The sequence below is a fragment of the Niveispirillum fermenti genome (assembly GCF_048066175.1).
Lineage (GTDB): Bacteria > Pseudomonadota > Alphaproteobacteria > Azospirillales > Azospirillaceae > Niveispirillum > Niveispirillum fermenti.
The window spans coordinates 1-15880 of sequence record NZ_JBLTXA010000058.1 but is presented as its reverse complement, the minus strand read 5'-3'; the positions used below and the strand labels follow the sequence as shown (position 1 = coordinate 15880).

At 67.0% G+C, this 15880-nt stretch carries 16 protein-coding genes; 6 read left to right on the top strand and 10 right to left on the bottom strand.

Annotation, left to right across the window (positions count from 1 at the left end; translation table 11 throughout):
* Nucleotides 1-156: 156 nt before the first annotated feature.
* Nucleotides 157-1239 carry a peptide chain release factor 1 gene (gene prfA, locus ACM9LZ_RS24855; RefSeq protein ID WP_416622203.1) on the top strand — a complete coding sequence of 361 codons (1083 nt, stop codon included), beginning with the start codon at nt 157-159 and terminating at the stop codon, nt 1237-1239.
* A gap of 31 nt (nt 1240-1270) precedes the next feature.
* Here the strand turns inward: prfA and ACM9LZ_RS24850 are convergent, their stop codons facing one another.
* On the bottom strand, nt 1271-2140 hold the full coding sequence (locus tag ACM9LZ_RS24850; protein WP_416622202.1) for an alpha/beta hydrolase: 870 nt from the start codon (nt 2138-2140) through the stop codon (nt 1271-1273).
* Nucleotides 2141-2462: 322 nt separating this feature from the next.
* Nucleotides 2463-3680 (bottom strand): argininosuccinate synthase, encoded by a 1218-nt coding sequence (locus tag ACM9LZ_RS24845; protein ID WP_416622201.1) that lies wholly within the window; start codon nt 3678-3680, stop codon nt 2463-2465.
* A gap of 124 nt (nt 3681-3804) precedes the next feature.
* Here ACM9LZ_RS24845 and ACM9LZ_RS24840 point away from each other — a divergent pair, with 124 nt between their 5' ends.
* Nucleotides 3805-4113: a hypothetical protein gene (locus ACM9LZ_RS24840; protein ID WP_416622200.1), complete on the top strand. Its 309-nt coding sequence runs from the start codon at nt 3805-3807 to the stop codon at nt 4111-4113.
* 139 nt (nt 4114-4252) lie between these two features.
* Nucleotides 4253-5269, top strand: coding sequence for a sensor histidine kinase (locus tag ACM9LZ_RS24835; RefSeq protein ID WP_416622199.1), 1017 nt, complete (start codon nt 4253-4255; stop codon nt 5267-5269).
* Between the two features lie 39 nt (nt 5270-5308).
* Here ACM9LZ_RS24835 and ACM9LZ_RS24830 read toward each other — a convergent pair whose 3' ends face one another.
* The 4 genes from ACM9LZ_RS24830 to ACM9LZ_RS24815 all read right to left on the bottom strand — a co-directional run bounded on the left by ACM9LZ_RS24830 (nt 5309) and on the right by ACM9LZ_RS24815 (nt 8081).
* Nucleotides 5309-6082 carry a glycerophosphodiester phosphodiesterase gene (locus tag ACM9LZ_RS24830; protein WP_416622198.1) on the bottom strand — a complete coding sequence of 258 codons (774 nt, stop codon included), beginning with the start codon at nt 6080-6082 and terminating at the stop codon, nt 5309-5311.
* Entirely contained in the window at nt 6079-6312 is a 234-nt protein-coding gene (locus ACM9LZ_RS24825) for a hypothetical protein (protein ID WP_416622197.1), read from the bottom strand. Before ACM9LZ_RS24825 ends, ACM9LZ_RS24830 begins: the two co-directional genes overlap by 4 nt.
* A gap of 3 nt (nt 6313-6315) precedes the next feature.
* Complete coding sequence (locus ACM9LZ_RS24820) at nt 6316-6606, bottom strand: hypothetical protein (RefSeq protein WP_416622196.1); 291 nt, start codon at nt 6604-6606, stop codon at nt 6316-6318.
* Nucleotides 6607-6806: 200 nt separating this feature from the next.
* Nucleotides 6807-8081: a hypothetical protein gene (locus tag ACM9LZ_RS24815; protein ID WP_416622195.1), complete on the bottom strand. Its 1275-nt coding sequence runs from the start codon at nt 8079-8081 to the stop codon at nt 6807-6809.
* 436 nt (nt 8082-8517) lie between these two features.
* Between ACM9LZ_RS24815 and purB the strand changes: the two genes are divergently transcribed.
* The 3 genes from purB to eutC all read left to right on the top strand — a co-directional run bounded on the left by purB (nt 8518) and on the right by eutC (nt 12278).
* Nucleotides 8518-9813, top strand: coding sequence for an adenylosuccinate lyase (gene purB / locus ACM9LZ_RS24810; protein ID WP_416622194.1), 1296 nt, complete (start codon nt 8518-8520; stop codon nt 9811-9813).
* A gap of 294 nt (nt 9814-10107) precedes the next feature.
* Nucleotides 10108-11499, top strand: a complete 1392-nt coding sequence (locus tag ACM9LZ_RS24805) for an ethanolamine ammonia-lyase subunit EutB (protein WP_416622193.1) — start codon at nt 10108-10110, stop codon at nt 11497-11499.
* The gene (gene eutC, locus ACM9LZ_RS24800; protein WP_416622192.1) at nt 11496-12278 is read left to right on the top strand and encodes an ethanolamine ammonia-lyase subunit EutC; all 783 of its coding nucleotides are present in this window, start codon (nt 11496-11498) and stop codon (nt 12276-12278) included. The genes ACM9LZ_RS24805 and eutC overlap by 4 nt, the downstream gene beginning before the upstream one ends.
* A gap of 9 nt (nt 12279-12287) precedes the next feature.
* Here eutC and ACM9LZ_RS24795 read toward each other — a convergent pair whose 3' ends face one another.
* The 4 genes from ACM9LZ_RS24795 to ACM9LZ_RS24780 all read right to left on the bottom strand — a co-directional run bounded on the left by ACM9LZ_RS24795 (nt 12288) and on the right by ACM9LZ_RS24780 (nt 15576).
* Entirely contained in the window at nt 12288-13508 is a 1221-nt protein-coding gene (locus tag ACM9LZ_RS24795; protein ID WP_416622191.1) for an MFS transporter, read from the bottom strand.
* A 325-nt stretch (nt 13509-13833) separates the two neighbouring features.
* On the bottom strand, nt 13834-14532 hold the full coding sequence (locus ACM9LZ_RS24790; protein ID WP_416622190.1) for a hypothetical protein: 699 nt from the start codon (nt 14530-14532) through the stop codon (nt 13834-13836).
* The gene (locus ACM9LZ_RS24785) at nt 14532-14867 is read right to left on the bottom strand and encodes a YbjQ family protein (protein ID WP_416622189.1); all 336 of its coding nucleotides are present in this window, start codon (nt 14865-14867) and stop codon (nt 14532-14534) included. Before ACM9LZ_RS24785 ends, ACM9LZ_RS24790 begins: the two co-directional genes overlap by 1 nt.
* A gap of 136 nt (nt 14868-15003) precedes the next feature.
* Nucleotides 15004-15576: a DUF2087 domain-containing protein gene (locus tag ACM9LZ_RS24780; RefSeq protein ID WP_416622188.1), complete on the bottom strand. Its 573-nt coding sequence runs from the start codon at nt 15574-15576 to the stop codon at nt 15004-15006.
* Nucleotides 15577-15880: the final 304 nt, after the last annotated feature.

Genomic DNA, 15880 nt, shown 5'->3' with positions numbered 1-15880 from the left:
TACTCCAACCCTTCCGAACACCTTCATCGGGCAGTTCCAGCCTGAACCCCCGCCCGGCCTGCCGGGCGGGGGATTTTTAATTGCGCGTGACCGCCGGGCCCCCGATCGCCTATATCGACAAGTCCAGGGCGGGTTTCGTGGCGCACGGGTGCATCCTTGTCGGACTTTGAACAGAGATTTGGCGAGCCGCTCGCCAAGGTGATGATGCGGTTCGAGGAACTACGTGATGGGCTGGCGTCGGGCGCGCTGGCCGGTGACGCCTATGTCAAGGCCAGCCAGGAATATGCCGAACTGGAGCCCGTTGCCGCCGCCATCGCCCAGATGCGCCGCGCCCATGCCGACATGGCCGACCTTGAGGCCATGGCGCGGGGCGACGACAGGGAGATGCGCGCCCTTGCCGAGGAGGAACTGGCCGAGGCCCATCGCCGCCTGCCGGAGCTGGAGCGCCGCATCCTGCTGGCCCTGCTGCCCAAGGACGAGGCCGACGAGCGCAACGCCATCCTGGAAGTGCGCGCCGGCACGGGCGGGGACGAGGCGGCGCTGTTCGCCGCCGAACTGTTCGAGATGTACAAGCGCTATGCCGCCGGCCAGGGCTGGCGTTTCGAGGTGATGGAGATCTCCGGGACGGGTATCGGCGGGTACAAGGAGGCCAGCGCCACCATCACGGGGCGCAGCGTGTTCCGCCGGCTGAAATTCGAATCGGGCGTGCATCGCGTGCAGCGCGTGCCGACCACGGAGACACAGGGCCGCATCCACACATCCGCCGCGACGGTCGCCGTCCTGCCAGAGGCGGAGGAGGTCGATGTGCATATCGACGAACGCGACCTGCGCATCGATGTGTTCCGTTCATCCGGCCCCGGCGGGCAGTCGGTGAACACCACCGACAGCGCGGTGCGCATCACCCACCTGCCGACCGGAATCGTCGTCAGCCAGCAGGACGAGAAAAGCCAGCACAAGAACAAGGCCAAGGCGCTGAAGGTGCTGCGCGCCCGGCTGTACGAGGCGGAGCGCCAGCGCCTGGCCGCGGAGCGCGCGGCCGACCGCAAGAGCCAGGTCGGCTCCGGCGACCGGTCCGAACGCATCCGCACCTATAATTTCCCGCAAGGGCGTATCACCGACCACCGCATCAACCTGACGCTTTACGGCAAGATCGACAGGTTCATGGCCGGCGAGATGGACGAGGTCATCGACGCGCTGATCGCCCAGGAAGAGGCGGAAAGGCTGGCCGAGTTGCAATGACCGGCCCCCGACGGCGCCGTCCCCGTTGCGGTCAGCGCAGTTCGAACACGAAGCGCAGCGTGTCGGTGACCGATCGTGCCGGCACGCTCATATGCCCTTCCTCCGGATAGCGCAGCAGGCGTGTGCGCAGCCCATGGACGGACAATTGCTCCATCCGCCTGACGAAGATGGCGGCCGGTTCCGGGTCGTCATCGATGTCGCGGTCCCCCACCACGACCAGCAGCCGGCTGGTCCTGCCGACCTTGCCGCTGGCCATCCGCGCGGCGAAGGTCCGTTCGTCCGGCAGCATCCCCTGTTCGTTCCAGTCGAAGGACGGGCTGGCAGCGACGATGGAATGGAAGGCCTGGGGACGGGTATAAAGCGCGTGCAGCGCCAGCAGCCCGCCCAGTGAATGCCCGAACAGGGACTGGCGTTCCGGATTGATCTTGTAACGGTTCCCGATTTCCGCGCGCAGCCGGCCTGTCAGGAAATCCAGGAACATGTCGCGCCCGCCGCTCTTGTACTGCGCCAGATGGCGTACATTGGACGGCGGCGGGTCCAGCAGCGGCTGGGTGTAATCGTTCAGCCGGCGCACATCATAGGCCTGGTCGGTGGGATAGCCGACCCCCACCACGATGCCCTTGCCCGCATCGGAATATTCCTGGATGCGCCGCGCGTCGGCGAAGCCGGCGAACATCGCGTTGCCATCCAGCACGTAAAGCACGGGATAGCCATCGGCCGGCATCTCCGTGCCGGGGAAGGACACCATGATGCGGTAAACCTCGCCCTGGTCGGACGTCAGGTCCCAGACATGGGTGGACGGCATCACATAGCCGGGCGGGGCCGGCGGGGTGGTTTCCGCCCGTGCCGCCTGCTGCGTCATCGCGGGCAGGGCCACGGCCATCAGGGCGACCGGTGCCATCCGCTTCCATTTCCTGGCCAACCGCAACATTCCTGTCCTCCCGTCATCGCCTGTGCCGTTCGGCGCCGGGGCACCGGAACCGGTGGCCCCCTATGGCCCGCATGGACCGATGGAACCGTTTCCAGGGGCGGGGCGCCAGACTGCGGGGCGGGTAACGGACCGGGCAATCGGGTAATGCCAAGGTGCGGTGAGTTGAACTCATCGCAACATTGGTTGGCGCGTTGAGCGCCCGCGAAGATCGCACTGGGCCTACAAGACAAAACGCCGCCCGGCTTGCACCGGGCGGCGTTCCATCACTGACCTGGCAATACCGGGGACCGGATCAGAGATCCTTGGCGATGTTGTTCAGGCGCAGGCGCAGGGCGTTCAGCTTGATGAAGCCCTCTGCATCCTTCTGGTTATAGACGCTGTCGGCCTCGAACGTGACGTAATCCAGGCGGTACAGGCTGTTGGGGCTCTTGCGGCCGACGACGCGGGCCGAACCCTTGAACAGCTTCAGCCGGACGACGCCGTTCACGCGCTCCTGCGTCTTGTCGATCAGGGCCTGCAGGGCCTCGCGCTCCGGGCTGAACCAGAAACCGTTATAGATCAGCTTGGCATAGCGGGGCATCACCTCGTCCTTCAGGTGCATGGCCTCGCGGTCCAGGGTGATGCTTTCGATCCCGCGATGGGCGACCGACAGCAGCGTGCCGCCCGGCGTCTCGTACACGCCGCGGGACTTCATGCCCACGAAGCGGTTCTCCACCAGATCCAGCCGGCCGATGCCATGCTTGCCGGCCAGGCGGTTCAGTTCCGTCAGGATGGTGGCCGGGGTCATCTTCTGGCCGTTGACGGCCACCGGGTCACCCGCCAGATACTCGATCTCGACATACTCGGCCTCGTCCGGGGCCTTTTCCGGCGCCACGGTGCGGGTGAACATGTCCTCGTCCGGCTCCACCCACGGGTCCTCCAGCGCCTTGCCCTCGTAGCTGATGTGCAGCATGTTGGCGTCCGTGGAATAGGGGGCCTCGCCGCGCTTGTCCTTGGCGATGGGGATCTGGTGGCGCTCTGCGAATTCCAGAAGCTGGGTGCGGCTGTTCAGGTCCCATTCGCGCCAGGGCGCGATGACCGTCACGTCGGGCTTCAGCGCGTAATAGCCCAGTTCGAACCGGACCTGATCGTTGCCCTTGCCGGTGGCGCCATGGGCCACGGCGTCGGCGCCGACCTGACGGGCGATCTCGATCTGGCGCTTGGCGATCAGCGGCCGGGCGATGGAGGTGCCCAGCAGATAGGTGCCCTCGTAAAGCGTGTTCGCCCGGAACATGGGGAACACGAAGTCGCGCACGAATTCTTCCCGCAGGTCATCGATGAAGATGTTTTCCGGCGCGACGCCCAGCAGTTCGGCCTTCTTGCGCGCGGGCTCCAGCTCCTCGCCCTGGCCCAGGTCGGCGGTGAAGGTCACCACCTCGCATCGGTAGGTCTCCTGCAGCCATTTCAGGATCACCGAGGTGTCGAGGCCGCCGGAATAGGCCAGCACGACTTTCTTCACGCCGCTCTTCATGGGAAATATCCGTTGCGGTTACAGGTTGAACCGGGCAGGGAAGGTATCGGGGGCGGGTAGCGCTGTCCAGACCATGGCGCCCGCTTTTGCCGGGGGGCTGGGCGGCGATGGTGACAGACCCCATATGGACTGCGATGAACCGCGGGAGTTCGAGGGGATGAGCCGGGGTGGCCGATGGATGCTGATCTGCCTGCTGGTGCTGCTGCTGCTTGCGGCGGGGGCCGGCATCTGGGCCTGGAATGTGGCTGGCGGCGGCGGGGATGCGGGGATCAGCCTGCATGGCTTCATCGCCCTGGTGCTGGGCGTCATCGGATCGCTGGCCGTGGGCGGCGGGCTGATGGCGCTGGCTTTCTTCTCCAACCGCAGCGGCCATGACAAGGCCGTGCATGAGGAAACCAGCCGCCACTTGCCGCCCGACCGGCATTCGGACTAAAAGATGCGTAGGTGCTTTTAAGCGGATGACGCTACGGCCGTTCGCTCCTATGATTATAACGATATGTTAATAATGGCCCCGCATGTTCGGCGGGGCCGCGTCCGGCCCGTCCCACCCCTATCGGAAGAAAACCCGGTTCATGGCGCTGTTATTGGCGATTGAGACCGGAAGACGATCTCCCGTCTTCGCCTATGGGTTCGCGCTGGCCTCCTTCGCGGTGGCCGTGATGGTGCGTTTGTGGGCGGATTGGGGTCTGCCGCCGGGTTTTCCGTTCCTCACCTTCTTTCCTGCCGTCATCCTGACCACCTTCTTCGCGGGTCTGTGGCCGGGCGTGCTGGTTGCCGTGCTGTCGACCCTGGCCGCCTGGTATCTCTTCATCCCGCCCGACGGTTTCGGCCTGAACGGGCCCGGCGCGCTGGCGCTGGGGTTCTTCGTGCTGATCGTGGTGATCGACATCGCCGTCATCCATGTCATGAACGTTTCCCTGACGCGCGTGCGGCTGGAACGCGCTCGCGCCCAGCGGGCGGAACAGGAAGCTTCCGACCTTGCCGCGCACCGGGCGCTGCTGTTCACCGAATTGCAGCATCGGGTGTCGAACAATATCCAGATCGTCTCCGCCCTGCTGGCCCTGCAAAAGGCCGATGTCACGGACGAGAAGGCGCGCCGCGCCCTGTCGGATGCCGCCAGCCGGTTGGCCACGATCGGCCGCATCCAGCGGCGCCTGCACGATCCGGGCATGGCCCACAGCAATTTCGCCGGGTTCCTGTCGGAACTGGTGGAGGATGTGGTTCGGGCAGGCGCACCGGCCGGCATCGATGTCCAGGTGACGGCACCGTCCCTGCCCCTGCCGCCGGAAAAGATCATTCCGGCCGCCCTGATCGTGGCCGAACTGGTCAGCAACAGCCTGGAGCATGCCTTCATCGGCCGTCACCAGGGTACCATCAGGGTGGATGCCAGACAGGCGGCGGACAGCCGGATCGAACTGTCGGTGTCCGATGACGGCAACGGCCTGCCACCCGGCTTCGATGCGGCCACGGTGTCCAGCCTGGGACTGCGGCTCGTCCGGCTGATGACCCAGCAACTCGGGGGCCATTTCTCCATGGATGAGAATGGTGGCCGGGGGGCGATGGCCCGCATATCCTTCGCCGCCGCCTGACGGCGCGGTAGCGGCCGCGGATTTCCGCAAAACCGGCTATCAAAGCGACAGGCCGCGCCCGGCCATGACCTGGCGCAGCAGGGTGGGGCGGTCGCTGATCAGGCCGTCCACGCCCATGTCCAGAAGGCGGTTCATCTCGTCCGCCTCGTCCACCGTCCAGACATGTACGAAAAGCCCGCGCGCATGGGCGGCGCGGACAAAGCCGGGGGTGACCAGCGGCACGCCGCGCCAGCGCACGGGGACCTGCAGGCAGTCCGGCGCCCGGGGGCCGGGCAGGGGCAGGCCATGGCCGGCGGCCCAGACCCGGGCCACCTCCCCCGGTCCGGCCGACGAACAGAGATCACCACCCAGTTCGGCGCGCAGCCGGGCCAGCCGCGCCCCGGAAAAGGACCCGACGCAAACCCGGTCCAGCGCCCCGTGATGCCGTAACGCCGCCGCCAGCGCCCCGGCCGCAGCATCGGATTTGGGATCGATGTTCAGCCGCAATCCGGGCCAGCGCTCCAGGATCTCGTCCAGCAGGGGGATGGGTTCCCGTCCACCGATGCGGGCCTGCGACACGGCCGACCAGGGCAACTGGTCCAGGCGGCCCTGTCCGTCGGTCAGCCGGTCCAGCTCGCCATCATGGAAGACGACCAGCCGCCCGTCGGCGGTCAGTTGCACATCGGTTTCGATATAGCGATAGCCCAGATCGATGGCGTGCGCGAACGCGGCCACGCTGTTCTCCACCGCTTCCAGTCCGCCGCCGCGATGGGCGAAGGCGATGGGGCCGCCATGGTCCAGATAGGGATGATCGGGCCGTGGTCGTGCCGTCATGGCTTGCGGTCGAGCCGCGGCCAGCGGGACAGCGCCACATACCAGAGCCCCAGGGTCAGCAGCGGAAAGAACACGAAGACGGCCAGGGCCCAGAGCGGGTTGCGTCCCGTCTTGCCGAGCGCCAGCCCCGCCATGCAGACGGTCCAGGTGATGGTCAGCACCACGATCAGCATCGACAGCCAGTGGGGCAGGAAGGCCAGCATGTCCAGCAGGTCACCAAAGCGTGGCATGGATCAACCCTCCCCGGCGGCAGCGGCGGCCTTGCGCGCGCGTTCCCGCTTCAGCCGCTCGCGCGGGTGCAGTTTCTCCGGCCGGGCCGGCAGGGCCGGCCAGGGGCGGAAGGCCAGCAGGGTGGCGAAGACGGCCCAGCCGAACAGCGGCAGGGCCAGCCAGCCCATCCAGCCGGCCGGCAGGCCGGCACGGCGCAGCAATTGACGTGCGGGCCACAGGGCCAGGATCGTCAGGGCGGCATGCACCCCCATGGCAATCTGCCAGCCCTCGATACTTGCATGCGCCGCATCCATCGCGCGATCCGTTCCTGATATCCGTCAGGGGGAGATAGCATGAAACATGCTCCCGTCAATATAAACGCCCACCTTCAACGGTTCGGTCCACTGGCGGCGGAAACAAAAAGGCCCGGCTTCCGCGCGCCTTTCGCGGAAACCGGGCCGAACCGCGACCGACCGGGCAGCGGCAAGGAGGGTTCAGGGTCGGAAAACCGGGATCAGAAGCGCACCCGCGCGCCCGTCATGACGGCGGTCACATCGTGGAAATTGGTGGTGGGCGTCTTGTATTGATGGTTGCGCACGCCGGCGTAAAGGTCGGTGGCCAGTCCGTCGATGACCTGCACGATCCAGGCGCCATAGGCATCGCCCTCCGACCCGCGGACGCCCAGGTCGTCCTGCGTGAAGTAATCGATGGAGAAGGCGGTATTGCCCAGGCTGTTCATCTTGGCCATGTAGCCCAGCTTGCCGTACCAGAAATTGGTGTCGAAGCCGGCCTTCTGGTCGCGCGTGCCGCCCGCAACGGTCACACTGAACCCGTTCTCCAGCCGGACGGAGATGGAGCCGTTCACCTGGTCGCCGAAATCGAAGCCGGCCAGATCGCGGCTGTCGGAGTTGGAATAGGCCAGCGCGCCGGCCACCGTGGCCCCACCCATCTTGCCACTGTAGCGCAGCACGGCATCCATCGCGCCGCCTTCGGTCACGCTGGTCGACCCCACGAAGCCGCCGCCGAAGGTGGGCGTGTCATAGCGCACGCGGTCCTCGCGGTGCAGGCCGTCCAGATTGCTGAACAGGGCGTTGATGGTGCCGCCGAAGGCGCCCGTTGCCTTGTTGCGCATCTGGATGCCGCCGAAGGTGGCGCCGATATCGCTGTAGCCGCCCAGGTTCGCGGTGCCCGACAGGTCGACTTCCGACGCGATGTTGGACGCCGTGTCGCCCTGGCCCACCGTCAGCCGGCCCAGCCGGGTGCTTTCGATGTAGAACTCGATCTTGCGCTCGTTGAGGGAGAAGCTGCCGCTGTCGGTGTAAAGGCCGGAGGAGCGGGAATTGGCGGAGATCGCCTCCAGCTCCAGGTCGGTGCCGGCCGACCATTCGTCGTTCAGCTTGGCGGCGCCCGTCAGGCGGAAGCGGGAGGAGGCGCCATTATTGTCGGTGAAGGTGAAGTCGTTGTCGACGCCATCATCGGCATAAGTGACCATGCGGTTGACCCAGCCGGTCAGGGTCAGCTTGTACTTGTTGTTCCCCGACTGCACGATCTGCGGCGCCTTATAGGCATCGGCGGCGACCATCGGCGCGTCCTTGCCGGCCGGCGGGCCGGCGGGGGTGCTGGGCGCCCGCTCCAGCTTTTCGATCCGCGCCATCAGCGCCTGCACCTGGGCACGCAATGCCTCCACCTCGCCGGCCGGCGCCTGCTGGGCCATGGCCGGCGCGGCGCCGACGGCCAACAGGGCGGCACCGGCCAGAAGCGCGGATGCAATCCGGGACGAAACTCTCATAAGCCAATCCTCCCATGGGCGGACCCCCTTCGGGGGTACTCGTTCGTTTGCGTTCGGGGGCCAGGCCGGCCATGGTCACACCCAAGAAGCGGGAAACTGTCGGGTTCTTCCCCGAAATGTGACCAGAATCCAGCAATGCCTGTAGTGATATGCCGCACGAATAGCTGCGCCGATGATGGGATCGGCGCCGAATACTGGCCAGCACATCGGAACAGGCCCAGAATGAAGGTTAATTTCATGAAACTGTAACCCCGACCTTTGGCGAGGGCCTGACAGGGGAAGTGGGGCGTGCCTTTTTCGCCACAGGCATCAGGCATGGCCCGGCCGGGGCCGGCGGGCATGGCACCCTGTCGGGGCCGGCACTGGTCAGCGCGACCGCTTGCCCTTATGGTCCGCCCGCCTTTCCCGCCACCCTTCAGCGCCAGGGCCGACGACCATGATCCCCCGCTACTCCCGCCCCGAAATGACCCGCATCTGGGACCCGGAGAACCGGTTCCGCATCTGGTTCGAGATCGAAGCCCATGCCTGCGATGCGCAGGCCAAGCTGGGGGTGATCCCGGCCGAGGCTGCCAAGGCCGTGTGGGAACGCGGCGCCTGGGAGATCGACCGCATCGACGAGATCGAGCGGGAGACCAAGCACGATGTCATCGCCTTCCTGACCAACCTGGCCGAACATGTCGGCCCGGAGGCGCGCTTCGTCCATCAGGGCATGACCAGTTCCGACGTGCTGGATACCTGCCTGGCCGTACAATTGACCCAGGCCGCCGACCTGCTGCTGGCCGATCTGGACCGGCTGCTGGATGCGCTGAAGCGCCGGTCGCTTGAACATAAATATACGCCCACCATCGGCCGCAGCCACGGCATCCATGCCGAGCCGACCACCTTCGGCGTGAAGCTGGCCGGCCATTACGCCGCCTTCGCCCGCAATCGCAAGCGTCTGGAAGCGGCCCGCGCCGAGATCGCCACCTGCGCCATTTCCGGTGCGGTGGGCACATTTGCCAATATCGATCCGTTCGTTGAGGAATATGTGGCGGAAAAGCTGGGCCTGTCGGTGGAGCCGCATTCCACCCAGGTGATCCCGCGCGACCGCCACGCCATGTTCTTTGCGACCCTGGGCGTGATCGCCGCCAGCCTGGACAATCTGGCCACCGAGGTCCGGCACCTGCAGCGCTCCGAAGTGCGCGAGGCGGAGGAATATTTCTCCCCCGGCCAGAAGGGCAGCAGCGCCATGCCGCACAAGCGCAACCCGGTTCTGTCGGAGAACCTGTCGGGCCTGTCGCGCATCGTGCGCGGCTATGTCACGCCGGCGCTGGAGAATGTCACGCTTTGGCATGAGCGTGACATCTCGCATTCGTCGGTGGAACGCATGATCGGCCCCGACGCCACCGTCACCCTGGATTTCGCGCTGGTCCGCGCCACGGGTCTGGTGGAAAAGCTGGTGGTCTATCCGGAGAACTTGCAGAAGAACCTGGACATGCTGGGTGGCCTGCACAATTCCCAGCGCGTGCTGCTGGCGCTGACCCAGGCGGGGATGAGCCGGGAGGATGCCTATCGCGCGGTGCAGCGCAATGCCATGCCCGTCTGGCTGGAGGGCAAGGATTTCCGCACCATGCTGAAATCCGATGCCGATGTGATGAAGCATCTGACGGCGTCGGCCATCGATGATGCCTTCGACCTTGGCTATCACACCAAGCACGCGGACACGATCTTCCGCCGCGTCTTCGGCGTGTGATCCCGGGGAATACGACGGTCGAAACATTCGGCCGTTGATATGGCGGCGGCGGTCGCCGCGCGGCCCGTGCCGCCGAGCCCTTGCCGGGGCATGCCGGCACCGGCGACTGTGGCGCAATCGATAGGCCGAAGGTCGATCAATTGTGCCAGCAGTATGAAAGGGCCGCATCGCCCGGACATCGTTGTTCCGGCCCGTGCGGCCCTTCCCCCCTCGGGCGGCGCCACCGGCACTTGCCAGCACCACCGCGTCTGCTACGCTTTCACCCCGCACGGCACGGCACGGCAGGGGGTGGGCATGGCCTACAGCGCGACCTTGGCAGGGACGGTCCATCGCTTCGATGACCTGGCGTGCCTGCTGGCCCGCGCCACGCCGGCCCGGTCGGGTGACCATCTGGCCGGTGTGGCGGCCCGCAGCGACGCCGAACGGGTGGCGGCGCGCCTTGCGCTGGCCGACCTGCCGCTGGCAACCTTCCTGTCCGAACCGCTGATCCCCTATGAAAGGGACGAGGTGACGCGCCTGATCATGGACAGCCATGACGCGGCCGCCTTCGCGCCCGTGCGCGCCATGACGGTGGGGCAGTTTCGCGACTGGCTGCTGTCCGACGCGGCCACGACGGGGGCACTGGGCGCGCTCGCACCCGGCCTGACGCCGGAGATGGTGGCCGCGGTGTCCAAGCTGATGCGCAATCAGGACCTGATCGCGGTGGCGCGCAAGGTCCGGGTCGTCACCGCCTTCCGCACGACGATCGGCCTGCCGGGCCGCCTGTCGGTTCGCCTGCAGCCCAACCATCCGACCGATGATCCCAAGGCTATCGCCGCCTCCATCCTGGACGGCTTGATGTATGGTTGCGGTGATGCCATCATTGGCATCAATCCGGCCACCGATTCGGTGGGGCGCTGCCTGGACCTGCTGTCCATGATCGATGAGCTGCGCCACCGTTTCGATGCGCCCGTTCAATCCTGCGTGCTGGCCCATGTCACCACCCTTTTGCAGGTGATGGAACAAGGCGGGCCCGTCGATCTGGTGTTCCAGTCCATCGCCGGGTCGCAGGCGGCAAACCGGTCGTTCGGCATCGACCTGGCGATCCTGCGGGAGGCGCACGCGGCGGCACAGGCGCTGGAACGCGGCAGCATCGGCCGCAATGTGATGTATTTCGAGACGGGGCAGGGCAGTGCCCTGTCCGCCGATGCCCATCACGGCATCGACCAGCAGACGATGGAGGTGCGGGCCCAGGGCGTGGCGCGGGCCTTCGACCCGTTGCTGGTCAACAGCGTCGTGGGCTTCATCGGCCCCGAATATCTCTATGACGGCAAGCAGATCATCCGGGCGGGGCTGGAGGATCATTGCTGCGGCAAGCTGCTGGGCCTGCCGATGGGGGTGGATGTCTGTTACACCAACCATGCCGAGGCCGATCAGGATGACATGGACAATCTGCTGACCCTGCTGGGCGTGGCCGGCTGTTCCTACATCATGGGGGTGCCGGGGGCGGATGATGTGATGCTGTCCTACCAGAGCACATCCTTTCATGATGCCAATTATGTCCGCGCCGCCCTGGGCCTGCGTCCCGCACCGGAGTTCGAGGCGTGGCTGGGGCGGATGGGCGTGATGGACGGCCGGGGCTGCATCCGTCCCAGCCTGTCCGATGACAGCGGGGCCCGGCGGCTCATCGAAGGGGTGATGCCATGAAGCATGGGGATGCCGGCGGTTTCGACTTCGACCCTTGGGCCCGACTGCGCCGCTTCACCCCGGCCCGCATCGCGCTGGGCCGGGCGGGCGACGGGCTGCCCACGGCCCGGCTGCTGGAATTCCAGGCCGCCCATGCGCTGGCCCGCGATGCGGTCCACCAACCTTTCGATGCCGATGCCCTGGCCGATGCCCTGGCCGGCCATCCCGTTCTGACGGTGCGCAGCCGGGCGCCCGACCGCGCCACCTATCTCCAGCGGCTCGACCTGGGCCGGCGTCTGCATCCGGATGACGGGTTGCTGCTTTCCGGGGCGCGCTGCCAGGGGGATGGCACCGGCAGAACCTCTTATGACGCCGTGATCGTTCTGGCGGATGGCTTGTCCGCCCATGCCCTGCAGGATCACGGCGCGGCGCTGGTGGGGGAATTGCTGGGCCATCTGGCGGGTTGGGACCTGGCGCCCCTGGTCATGGCGCGGCAGGCGCGGGTGGCGCTGGGCGATGATGTCGCCGCCACCCTCAATGCCGCCATGGCGCTGGTGCTGATCGGGGAACGGCCGGGCCTGACGGCGGCCGACAGCATCGGCGCCTACCTCACCTTCGCGCCGCGGCCGGGCCTGACGCGGGATGCGGATCGCAACTGTGTTTCCAACATCCGGCCCGACGGCTATCCCCCGGTTCCGGCTGCGGAGATGATCGCCTGGCTGATGGGGCAGGCGCGCCGCCTGGGGTTGACGGGGATCGGGCTGAAACAGGACCGGCCGGCCGCCTTGGCCGGCGCCTGACGGCCGGGATCAACCGCCCGAGGACCCTTTCATGGCGGCCCGCACGCGATGGCTGATACCGGCATCCTTGGGCAGGCGGCGTTCCAGGGCCCAGATCAGCGGCGGGGCCAGCAACGTGACACCCAGGGCCACCAGGGCCACCACCTCCATATGCCGTAGCTCGCCCTGCGGGCCGGTATCCAGCACGGCGGAGGCCAGCAGGGCGGCGGAACCGCCGGCAATCTGCGTCACCGATTGCACCAGCGCCATGAATCCCGCCCGGTCGGCCGGTGCCGGCACCTTCGATATGGCGGCACTTTGCGCCACCATGCGGGCGCTGTTGAAGATCATGAAGCCGGGGACAAGCGCGATGATGGGCAGTGCCGCCCACTGCCAGTCATAATAGAGCAGCCAGATCAGCATCGACAGGCCCAGCGCCGTGCCCGTCGTCACCGGCGTCGACCCGTAACGGTCCACCAGGCTGCCGGTGGCGCGCATGCCGAAGAAGCTCAGCACCCCGCCCACCATGTAGAGCATGCCAAGCTGTTCGCGCGGGAAGCCCAGGTTGAACTGCACGAACACGGCCATATTCGTGATCAGCATGAAGCTGGGCACGATGGCGATGAAGGACAGTGCGAAGGCCAGCGTCGGCAAGGGGCCGCGCGCGATGCGCCACAGATGGGCCGGGGCCTCCGACAGGGTGATGGGCGGCCCCGTCATGTGCAGGCGCTGCGGGCCCAACAGGCGCACCGCTGCCACGATGATCACCAGGCCCAGCCCGGCCACGGCCAGGAAAGGCACGCGCCAGCCGAACAGGTGTGACAGTTCCAGGGCGACCGGAACCCCCAGCACGGCACTGATCGACAATGCGCCCATCACCATGCCCATGGCCTTGCCCCGTCGCTCGGGCGGGACATTGTCGGCCACGATGGCGACCGACAGGGCGCCGGCCGGCCCGCCGAACAGCCCGGCCAGGGCGCGGGCGGCCATCAGGGTCCACAGATCCACGGCGAAGGCCGCTGCCACATTGCACAGCACCAGCCCGATCATGCAGAGGCCCAGCGCCGGGCGCCGGTCGAACCGGTCCAGCACCGTGGCCGCCATCAGCCCGATCACGGCCGATGATATCGTATAGGAGGCCAGGACCCACCCGACCCGGGATGCGTCGATGCCCAGGTCCAGCGCATAGTCCGGCCCCAGCGGCATGACCACCATGAAGGACAGCACGCTGACGAACTGCACGGCCGTCATCAACCAGGCGACACGGCGTTCTTGCGCGGGAAGGGCGGACAGGGCGGGGCTCCACCGGTTGCAACGCGGGGTAGGCGTCTTGATAGACCGCAGGCGCGGGCGCGTCCATCCCGCTTTGCGCAACTTGCCCCCGCTCCCTTGCCCCCGCTCCCTTGCCCTTACCCCCTTGTCATACCAGCTTGCGATGAAATCAACTCATCGCAAGCTGGTCCGGCGGCGACCGCCGCCGCGCCGTTCGTGCGGCGTCGCCCGCGCCAACGAATGGTGGCGCCGGCGATTGAAGGGGATCATCAGAACCAATTGGGTCTGATCACCGCAAATAGTATCAGTCCATGCCCTGTCCGTTCCACCGGCGATGCGGGTCCCATACGGCACTCATCCCCAGGCCAAGGAAGCGGTCGGCCGCATCGGCCATCAGGGCCAGGCCGACCAGTATGGCGATGATCAGCAGCAATTCGCGCAAGGGACGGGGCGGAACGGCGCCAATCGCCTCTGTGGGGAAGGAGGGGGAGGGCCGCCGGCTGGTGAAGCCCGTGGCCGTGGCCAGCACGGCCGTGCGGCCGGACCCCATCTCGATATGGACATATTCCAGCCCGGCCAGGATATCGGCGCCCCGGTCCACCGCCGCCCGGCGCAGACGCAGCAGTGTCTCTCGCCGGGCGCGCTCGACATCGCGCTGCCTCGTCACGATGGGGCCGCCGATCATGCGGCGCAGCAGGACGCTCAGCCGGCCCAGCGGGGGCGATGCCAGAACCATGATTGCCTGCAGAAGGATGGGGTTGCCGGCACCGGCCGGGGGCCGTCCCGACAGAAGCAGGATGCCGGCCGTCGGCGTCGCTATCTCCGTCAGGCGCCGGTGGTGGCGTCGTTCCAGCCAGAAACTGGTGGAAAACCAACTCACGTTGAACAGCAAGGCCAGGGCCACGCCGGCCAGCCACCATTCATCAAAGAACCGGCCGGCCGTTTCCAGCCATTCCAGCCATTCCATGCCAGTCGGCGGCCGGTCAGGCGGCTGATCGGGCATCAGGCGGCTCCATCGGTCAGCATCTCCAGTTCCACGGCTGTGCCATAGGCCAGGATCTCCGCGGCCCCGCTGCCGATGCTGGCGCTGCCGAACCGGATGGACAGGATGGCATTGGCCCCCATTCCGGCGGCCGCCGCCCGCATGCGGGCGGTCGCCTCTTCCCTCGCCTCGTTCAGCAGCTCGGTGTAGCCGCGCAGTTCCCCGCCGATCAGTTCCTTCATGGCCGCCGCGATGTCGCGTCCCAGATGCTTGGACCGCACGCTGCTGCCCTGGACGAGCCCCAGGTGCCGGATGATGCGGTATCCCGGCGGTGTGTCCAGGGTCGACAGGATCATGACCGGCTGCTCCTCCAATGTTATGCGGGGGGAGCATGACAGTGCCATCGGGGCCGGACAAGGCATCCCCGCCGCCGGTGCTTCCGGCGACGGGGAAATCGGCTCTCCTCTGCGGACCTGGTGCAGACCTGGCGGGTCAGGCCGCTGCCGGCGTGCGCGGATGCAGCCTTGGCGCCAGATAGTGGATCAGGGTCCGGGCATCGGCAGGGGGTGCCCGCTCGATGCGGCGATAATCGCGGCAATCGGGGGTGCGGCTGACCAGCCCCTGTTCGACCAATTCGCGGCGCAGCAGCGCGAAATCGCCGAACAGGTGTTCTGCCTGGATGGCTTTGCTGATGCCGCGCTCGGTGAAGCTGGTCCGCGCCGGCAGCCGCGACCAGATCACCCACAGGCAGGTGGCCTGCTCGTTGAACTTGTTGGGCCAGCGGACCAGCCGCCCCTGTTCATCGAAATGGCGCAGCAGCCGCCTGATGCGCCCCAGATCCACCTCCGGACCGGGGGCCACAGGGGATGGGGGCTGTTCCAGCCGTTCCAGCGCTACGGCCTGGGTCCGGTAATGCTGGAAATTCCGGTAACCGGCCCCGCGGGCAAGCATGTTCAGCAGATGGACATGACCCAGCGGCCCCTCATGGACACCGATCTGGGATTTCAACGATTTGGCCAGGGCACCAATATCGGTCACCTGGAAGGAAAGATGTTGCTTCGACATGGGAATCCACCATCTGCGCGCCTTTATCCATCGGGAACCGTCGGTGGTCGCCATCTTGCCGACGCGGCACGCCTGGGTGACGGGTCGAAACGGGTTTGGGACGGGATTGCGTCTCAAGGCAGGTTTAGCGGCCCGATGGACGGGCTGGCGACGCCTGGGTGAACTGCCGACCGATGAACGGTTTCATATCATGCTGACGGCCCCTTGACCAGCGGACGGCTGCGCGCAACTCAGGCATAGAGCTGCGGGCACCTCCCGCATAGATGAGGATCTTCTTCAGCGGGGGCATCCACCCCGCATCCGT

Bases quoted from the DNA above. Each gene is read 5' to 3' on its own strand.
- ACM9LZ_RS24850 (WP_416622202.1), bottom strand. From the start codon at position 2,140: ATGGCACCGGTCGCCCTGATGGCCGTGGCCCTGCCCGCGATGACGCAG.
- ACM9LZ_RS24845 (WP_416622201.1), bottom strand. From the start codon at position 3,680: ATGAAGAGCGGCGTGAAGAAAGTCGTGCTGGCCTATTCCGGCGGCCTC.
- ACM9LZ_RS24840 (WP_416622200.1), top strand. From the start codon at position 3,805: ATGGACTGCGATGAACCGCGGGAGTTCGAGGGGATGAGCCGGGGTGGC.
- ACM9LZ_RS24835 (WP_416622199.1), top strand. From the start codon at position 4,253: ATGGCGCTGTTATTGGCGATTGAGACCGGAAGACGATCTCCCGTCTTC.
- ACM9LZ_RS24830 (WP_416622198.1), bottom strand. From the start codon at position 6,082: ATGACGGCACGACCACGGCCCGATCATCCCTATCTGGACCATGGCGGC.
- ACM9LZ_RS24825 (WP_416622197.1), bottom strand. From the start codon at position 6,312: ATGCCACGCTTTGGTGACCTGCTGGACATGCTGGCCTTCCTGCCCCAC.
- ACM9LZ_RS24820 (WP_416622196.1), bottom strand. From the start codon at position 6,606: ATGGATGCGGCGCATGCAAGTATCGAGGGCTGGCAGATTGCCATGGGG.
- ACM9LZ_RS24815 (WP_416622195.1), bottom strand. From the start codon at position 8,081: ATGAGAGTTTCGTCCCGGATTGCATCCGCGCTTCTGGCCGGTGCCGCC.
- purB (WP_416622194.1), top strand. From the start codon at position 8,518: ATGATCCCCCGCTACTCCCGCCCCGAAATGACCCGCATCTGGGACCCG.
- ACM9LZ_RS24805 (WP_416622193.1), top strand. From the start codon at position 10,108: ATGGCCTACAGCGCGACCTTGGCAGGGACGGTCCATCGCTTCGATGAC.
- eutC (WP_416622192.1), top strand. From the start codon at position 11,496: ATGAAGCATGGGGATGCCGGCGGTTTCGACTTCGACCCTTGGGCCCGA.
- ACM9LZ_RS24795 (WP_416622191.1), bottom strand. From the start codon at position 13,508: ATGACGGCCGTGCAGTTCGTCAGCGTGCTGTCCTTCATGGTGGTCATG.
- ACM9LZ_RS24790 (WP_416622190.1), bottom strand. From the start codon at position 14,532: ATGCCCGATCAGCCGCCTGACCGGCCGCCGACTGGCATGGAATGGCTG.
- ACM9LZ_RS24785 (WP_416622189.1), bottom strand. From the start codon at position 14,867: ATGATCCTGTCGACCCTGGACACACCGCCGGGATACCGCATCATCCGG.
- ACM9LZ_RS24780 (WP_416622188.1), bottom strand. From the start codon at position 15,576: ATGTCGAAGCAACATCTTTCCTTCCAGGTGACCGATATTGGTGCCCTG.